The following is a 929-nucleotide window of genomic DNA, read 5'->3' as shown; positions in this document are numbered from 1 at the left end:
TGTACTCTATTGAACTTTTTTAATTTTAAAAAATATCTCTAATCGTCTTACCAGCTTTTAGGGATTAAAAATATAAAGGTAAAGGAATATTTATTATGTATCTCTATGTAGTAAGAAAAATTGAAAACGAAAGTTTTTCTAAAATCCATTGTGAAAGATTTTTAGGAACATCATGGGAAGAAATTAGAAAAACTATTAACCCTCAGAGCATTGTTTTTGTTACCACGAACATTGAAGAGCTTAAGCCGTTTAATCTTGAAAAAATAACCTGGGCTCGCTTTTATAACGTGCATACTAAAAGCAATGTAAGGATAAAAGTTACTCTAACTTATGATGAACTTCAAATGGAAAAAGAAGCTGAAACTTTACTTTCTAAAATCGAAACTGAAACTAAAGAACAGTGGAAGGAAGTTATAAAAAGAAGGGATGAAAAATGGGAAAGAGAAGGTATTCCAAAATTAATGGAACACCGAAATCTTGTAGAAGAACAAAATAAACTGATTCCTTTAGACATGGAAGAAAGAGATGCTATGCTTAAATGGCGGGAACTGGATTTTATAACACCACCGCCGGACAGAATTAAGTATATAAAACAGACCTATAATATGAGCTGGAAAGAGTTTAAAGAGCATATTCAAACATTCTAGATTCTATCCCTCAACAATCTTTTTGGATAATTTTCTAAAAGTTTGTTCGAACAAACTTTTTTGGGCTATTGTAGATAATTACACAAATTGTGCTTAGATGACTTTCTTGAAATCTGGTACAAGTAATTGATAAGTCTATTCTTTTTATGTTATTGATATTAGTGTCCTAGTGACCGATTCAACTGTAGTATGTTTTCAGTATGATATCGTAGAAACTTATACGAAATAAAACACTCTAGTCAGTTTTGACTTCCAACCTTCAATCCTAAAAAAGTTTGTTTG

1 protein-coding gene is annotated in these 929 nt (G+C 30.6%); it reads left to right on the top strand.

Annotation, left to right across the window (positions count from 1 at the left end):
- The first annotated feature begins 95 nt into the window (after positions 1–95).
- Positions 96–647 (top strand): hypothetical protein, encoded by a 552-nt coding sequence (locus MSI_RS13505; protein ID WP_007590569.1) that lies wholly within the window; start codon positions 96–98, stop codon positions 645–647.
- Positions 648–929 lie beyond the last annotated feature (282 nt).

This window comes from Treponema sp. JC4 (assembly GCF_000260795.1).
Lineage (GTDB): Bacteria > Spirochaetota > Spirochaetia > Treponematales > Treponemataceae > Treponema_D.
The sequence above is the reverse complement of the archived record's forward strand: the minus strand, read 5'-3'. Positions and strand labels throughout refer to the sequence as shown.